General features: G+C 38.9%; 5 protein-coding genes and 1 pseudogene. 2 read left to right on the top strand and 4 right to left on the bottom strand.

What is annotated here, in order from left to right; genetic code table 11:
- A partial coding sequence (locus tag U0M88_RS00545) for an MATE family efflux transporter (protein WP_331868579.1) occupies nucleotides 1-1262 on the bottom strand: 1262 nt, incomplete at its 3' end.
- 212 nt (nucleotides 1263-1474) lie between these two features.
- Here U0M88_RS00545 and U0M88_RS00550 point away from each other — a divergent pair.
- Complete coding sequence (locus tag U0M88_RS00550) at nucleotides 1475-1891, top strand: hypothetical protein (protein ID WP_331868580.1); 417 nt, start codon at nucleotides 1475-1477, stop codon at nucleotides 1889-1891.
- Nucleotides 1888-2295 (top strand): DUF2871 family protein, encoded by a 408-nt coding sequence (locus U0M88_RS00555; protein WP_331868581.1) that lies wholly within the window; start codon nucleotides 1888-1890, stop codon nucleotides 2293-2295. Before U0M88_RS00550 ends, U0M88_RS00555 begins: the two co-directional genes overlap by 4 nt.
- Nucleotides 2296-2325: 30 nt before the next feature.
- Here the strand turns inward: U0M88_RS00555 and U0M88_RS00560 are convergent, their stop codons facing one another.
- The 3 genes and pseudogenes from U0M88_RS00560 to U0M88_RS00570 form a co-directional block, all read right to left on the bottom strand.
- A complete protein-coding gene (locus tag U0M88_RS00560; protein ID WP_195222871.1) occupies nucleotides 2326-2994 on the bottom strand; it encodes a transaldolase family protein in 669 nt (222 codons plus the stop codon).
- Between the two features lie 131 nt (nucleotides 2995-3125).
- Entirely contained in the window at nucleotides 3126-4265 is a 1140-nt protein-coding gene (gene nagA / locus U0M88_RS00565; protein ID WP_331868582.1) for an N-acetylglucosamine-6-phosphate deacetylase, read from the bottom strand.
- A gap of 108 nt (nucleotides 4266-4373) precedes the next feature.
- Nucleotides 4374-4898: pseudogene (locus U0M88_RS00570) on the bottom strand (aconitate hydratase); the annotation flags it as partial.

Raw genomic sequence — 4898 nt, forward strand, 5'->3', positions numbered from 1 at the left:
ACAAAGGAAAGCCAACAGATATTCAAGCCAAATATAGATGCGAAAACATAGGTAAGAGGAACCAGAACAACAAGTTGTCTTAATAAAGTGATCCACAAGGAAGTATTCGGATGGCCCAAAGCCTGAAACACGGAGCCAAGCACCATGGAGATTCCCGCAAACACAAAACTAAACGATATGATGCGTAAAGCCGGTATCCCCATTTCCATCATCGACACATTGGCATCAAAAAGTAATAAAAGCTGCGATGGAAAAATCTGAAAGATCAATGTACCCACAGCCATGATCACAATGCTTAATCCCAAAGAAATACGGATGGCCTGTTGAATTCGAGAATAAGCTTTTGCACCATAGTTGTACGCTAAAATCGGTACCAGCGCATTGGTCATCCCTAAAACCGCCATAAAGACAAACTGCTGAAGTTTGTAGTAAATGCTGAAGACGTTGACGGCCAATAAGGAAAAAGGAACTAAGATCTGATTCATAAAGACGGTCATAAAGCTCATGATCGATTGCATCAGAATGGCCGGAAATCCAATTTTATAAATTTGTTTTAATATAGAAAAATCCAGAAAAAAGGATTGGATATGAATTTGGATGGATTGCGTCTTTTTTTGAACGATCCAAATCCCTAACAACATCGCAATGATCTGTCCTAAGACTGTCGCAAGAGCGGCACCGGCAACACCCATGGCCGGAATACCGAAATAGCCAAAAATAAAGATCGGATCAAGAACGATATTCACTATAGCACCAATTCCCTGCATGATCATATTATATACAGGTTGACCGCTGGCCTGTAGAATGCGCTCATACGTAATCTGCATAAAAACACCAAAAGAAAGCGTAGTACAAATCTGCAAATATACAACACCCATGTCGATCACATTTTCCTGTCCAGAAAACAACATTAAAAACGGACGAGCCAATAAAAATCCCAGCACAACAAATAGAAGCCAGTTGACAAGGGCAATCATCAAACCATGTAAAACAACCTGATTGGCTTTATCTGTATTTCTTTCACCCAGGCATCTTGATAATAAGGTATTAAATCCAACACCGGTTCCACAGGCAATCGCAATCATGATCGTCTGAACCGGATAGCACAAGGATACGGCAGCTAAGGCATCCTGCGATAAACGAGCCACAAACATACTGTCAACAATGTTGTATAAAGCCTGCACCAGCATAGAGATCATAATTGGCAAGGACATCGTGATCATCAGCTTTGGCATCGGCATAGTTCCCATTTTATTTTCCATTAAAATCCCTCCAGGCACTTAAAAAAGGACCCCCGGGGTCCTTGTCACTTCGATAGTTTCCAATGTTTTATACAAAGTGGATTCATGGTATGGGGCACCATGTTCCTGCCTACTATACCATAAAATAAAATAGATGTATAGAAGGCAAATACATTGACGTTCTATTCTATTCTTTCTATAATCTATAAGAATTTTTAAAAGGAGAAAAGCACATGAAAGTCTTACCAAAAACACTGCTTCTTTTAGCAGGTATCGTATGGTTTATTGCCGGTGGAAATGTGACTTGGATCGGAATCCAAAGCTATGCAGACAATCTGAACATTCTTCATCTTCTGGGATCGAGCCTTGTTTTTGTTTTCTTTTTGTGGATGTTTTCCAAAATCGTACAGAAACATTCACTTAGAATTCAAGGATATACATCTAAACAACCCTTTTATTTCTTCTTTGATCGACCATCTTTTATCATGATGGCCTTTATGATGAGCATGGGGATCATCCTTCGTGTTTTTCACCTTGTCTCCTTTGAATTCATTGCGGTTTTTTATACCGGATTAGGTTTGGCATTATGCCTGGCCGGTTTACAGTTTATGCATCATTTTTACACACAACTAAATAGGAGGTTTTTATGAAAAAGTACATTACATTATCAATTCTCTATGCAGTATTGGCTATGGCTTCCGGCATCTTCTATCGAGAATTTACAAAGTTCTTTCATTTTACACAATACACGACTTTATCTACTGTTCATGTTCACTTATTTGCACTAGGCATGATCTTTGTATTACTGATTGGCTTATATCATGACAAACTGGATTTGAAACAAAACAAACTCTATACGACCAGTTTTCTTGCCTATAATGTCTTTTTGCTCTTTATGGCTCTTATGTTGCTTATCAAAGGCATTCTACAAGTCAGTGGTTCCTCCATACCGATGCTTTTAGTGATTGGAAGTGGTATCAGCCATACAGGTTTAGGTATTTCAATGATCCTTGTACTTCTTTTGCTTTTAAAAGCTTCCAAACAAAATGCATAAAAAAAGGGAGTTTGACTCCCAAATGTTATCTTATTTAAATAATTCCTTACGATTATAGGCTTTCTGCCAGTTCATTGTAAATTCACCTACGGCAATCGTTGTAGCCGGATGATTGATCATATTGAACAATACATCACATGGTACAGTTACAGCCGGAATTCCCGCTTTGATCAATTCATGAACCTGATACGTATTTTTGAAGCTTGCCGCAACAACTTTTGCCGGCATATTATGAATGCGCAACATTTCAATCAAATCTTTTGTCGTCTCCACACCATCACCATAGTTACACATACGATTGACATAAGGTGCCAGATAATCCGCACCGTTGGCAGCCGCAATGAACGCCTGCTCTGCCGTATAAATGGCTGTTGCCAAAGTGTGAATACCTAACTTTTTACATTCCTTGATAGCTTTTAAACCATCATGTGTAACCGGAATCTTTACATACATATTCTTAGGACGAAGCTGGGAAATTTTCTTGGCTTCTTCCATGATACCTTCATAATCCGTCTTTACGACCTGGATAAACAATTTCTGATCTTCATCCAAAATACCGATCAAATCTTGAATGACTTCCGTTGCTTCTCTTCCTGATTTTGTCAAAATCGTAGGATTTGTCGTTACGCCTGCTACTGTACATAGTTCTTTCAGCACTTTAATTTGTGCCACATCTGCCGAATCAATAATTAGTTCCATAATAAGCCTCCTCAAGCATATTTAATATACCAATATTTTTATTGTTTGTCTATAATTTTTTATTGTTTCTTATTGTTTATAGAAAAAAAGACAGACTCTTTTAAAATCTGTCTTTTGATCACTCTATTTGTTTAGAAAGCTTCTTTTCCTTTAGTGTATGTCATTTCTACACTGTAGTCATCATTTAAGACAACTAAGTCGGCATCTTTTCCGGCCTGAATGCTTCCTTTACGATCATCCACACCTAACATGCGAGCCGGGTTGATCGTACAAGAATTAATGGCGGTTTGCCATGGAACCAATGACTTTTCCACAAGGATTCCCAAGCCTTTGTTTACATTCAAGGTAGAACCGGCCAATCCTTTTGTCGATGTCAAGTGTGCACTTCCATCTTCATACAATTCAATTTCATTACCACCAAACAATGTTTTTGTTCCGGCTGGTAAGCCTTTGACCATCAGTGAATCGGTGATCATAACGGAATAATTGGCACCTTTCGCTGTAAAGAAATCATTTAACGCATCATAGGTGGAATGATTGCCATCACAGATAATTTCGCCATATACATCACGGAATCTAAAAGCAGCTCCTACCAGTCCTGGATCACGATGATGGAACTTGGTCATACCATTATATACATGCGTCATGCTTTTGGCACCATGAGCTATGGCCATACGAGCCTGTTTGTAAGTGGCACCGGAATGTCCCTGACTTACGACAATATCATGATCCACACAGAATTTAGTCAACTCATAGTTTTCATCGTGTTCACAAGCCATAGTGATGATCTTGATCAAATGATCACTGGCTTCATAATACCGTTTGAACTGTTCCACATCCGGTTTTACACAATATTGTTCCGGCTGTGCTCCCTTATAGACCTGATCCAAATACGGTCCTTCAAAGTGGATACCTATAATTTCTGCACCTTCATAGCCTTTTTTAACGACCTTGGCAACATTTTTGACCGCTTTTGTCAAAACTTCTTCACTCTGTGTAATTGTTGTCGGCAAGATACCGGTCACACCTTCTTTGACGATGTTTTTCATCCAGTTTCGCAAGCCTTCTTCTTCAGCATCGTTGGTATCAAAACCATAGGCACCATGTGTATGCACATCAATAAATCCCGGTACAATTCGTTTGTCTCCGTAATCCTTATCGACTGGTTTAGTTTCATAAGGATAGATATTCGCGATTTTTCCATCCTCTACTTCGATCTGTGCATCGATCCAGTTATTCAATACCCAGACTCTTTTACTTTGTATGATCATAGAACAATCCCTCTTTTCTATATGCTTATTATACCTTGTAACCCCCTGATTTTCCTCTGTAACGCCTTATACTTTTTAAGAAACTTTTTGCACAAAAAAGAGACTTTTCTAGAAAGTCCCCTGTTGATTTCGAATATAGTTCAACGCTCCACCGGCCATGATCATATCTAAGTCCTCATTGGTACAATCACAATGTACTTTAAAGCGTTTATCCTGTGTCACATCATAAACCTCAAGAGTTCGATCCTGATATAAATCATGAATGTGATCCAGGATCAAATCGTCCATATCTCCCATCTGATCATAATCGTTTGGATCTTCAAATGTGAGTGGAAGAATTCCAAAATTGATCAGATTCGCCTTATGAATACGGGCAAAAGAACAACAAATCACCGCTTTGATACCTAAGTACATCGGTGCTAAAGCGGCGTGTTCCCGACTGGATCCTTGCCCATAATTTTCTTTGGCAACGATAATACCACCATGGTTTTCTTTGCAGACTTGATCAAAGTGTTCCTTGTTGTTTTCAAAGACAAAAGTGGAAAGCTTTTCAATATTTGAACGATACGGTAATACTTTAGCTCCTGCCGGTGCGATATGATCGGTCGTGATATTGTTTCCCAGTTTGATGAC

Source organism: Faecalicoccus sp. (assembly GCF_036552745.1).
In the GTDB taxonomy this organism is placed as follows: Bacteria; Bacillota_I; Bacilli_A; order Erysipelotrichales; family Erysipelotrichaceae; genus Faecalicoccus.

What these genes read in the sequence shown, in the direction of transcription:
- U0M88_RS00550 (WP_331868580.1), top strand. Translation starts at nt 1,475, where the DNA reads ATGAAAGTCTTACCAAAAACACTGCTTCTTTTAGCAGGTATCGTATGG.
- U0M88_RS00555 (WP_331868581.1), top strand. Translation starts at nt 1,888, where the DNA reads ATGAAAAAGTACATTACATTATCAATTCTCTATGCAGTATTGGCTATG.
- U0M88_RS00560 (WP_195222871.1), bottom strand. Translation starts at nt 2,994, where the DNA reads ATGGAACTAATTATTGATTCGGCAGATGTGGCACAAATTAAAGTGCTG.
- nagA (WP_331868582.1), bottom strand. Translation starts at nt 4,265, where the DNA reads ATGATCATACAAAGTAAAAGAGTCTGGGTATTGAATAACTGGATCGAT.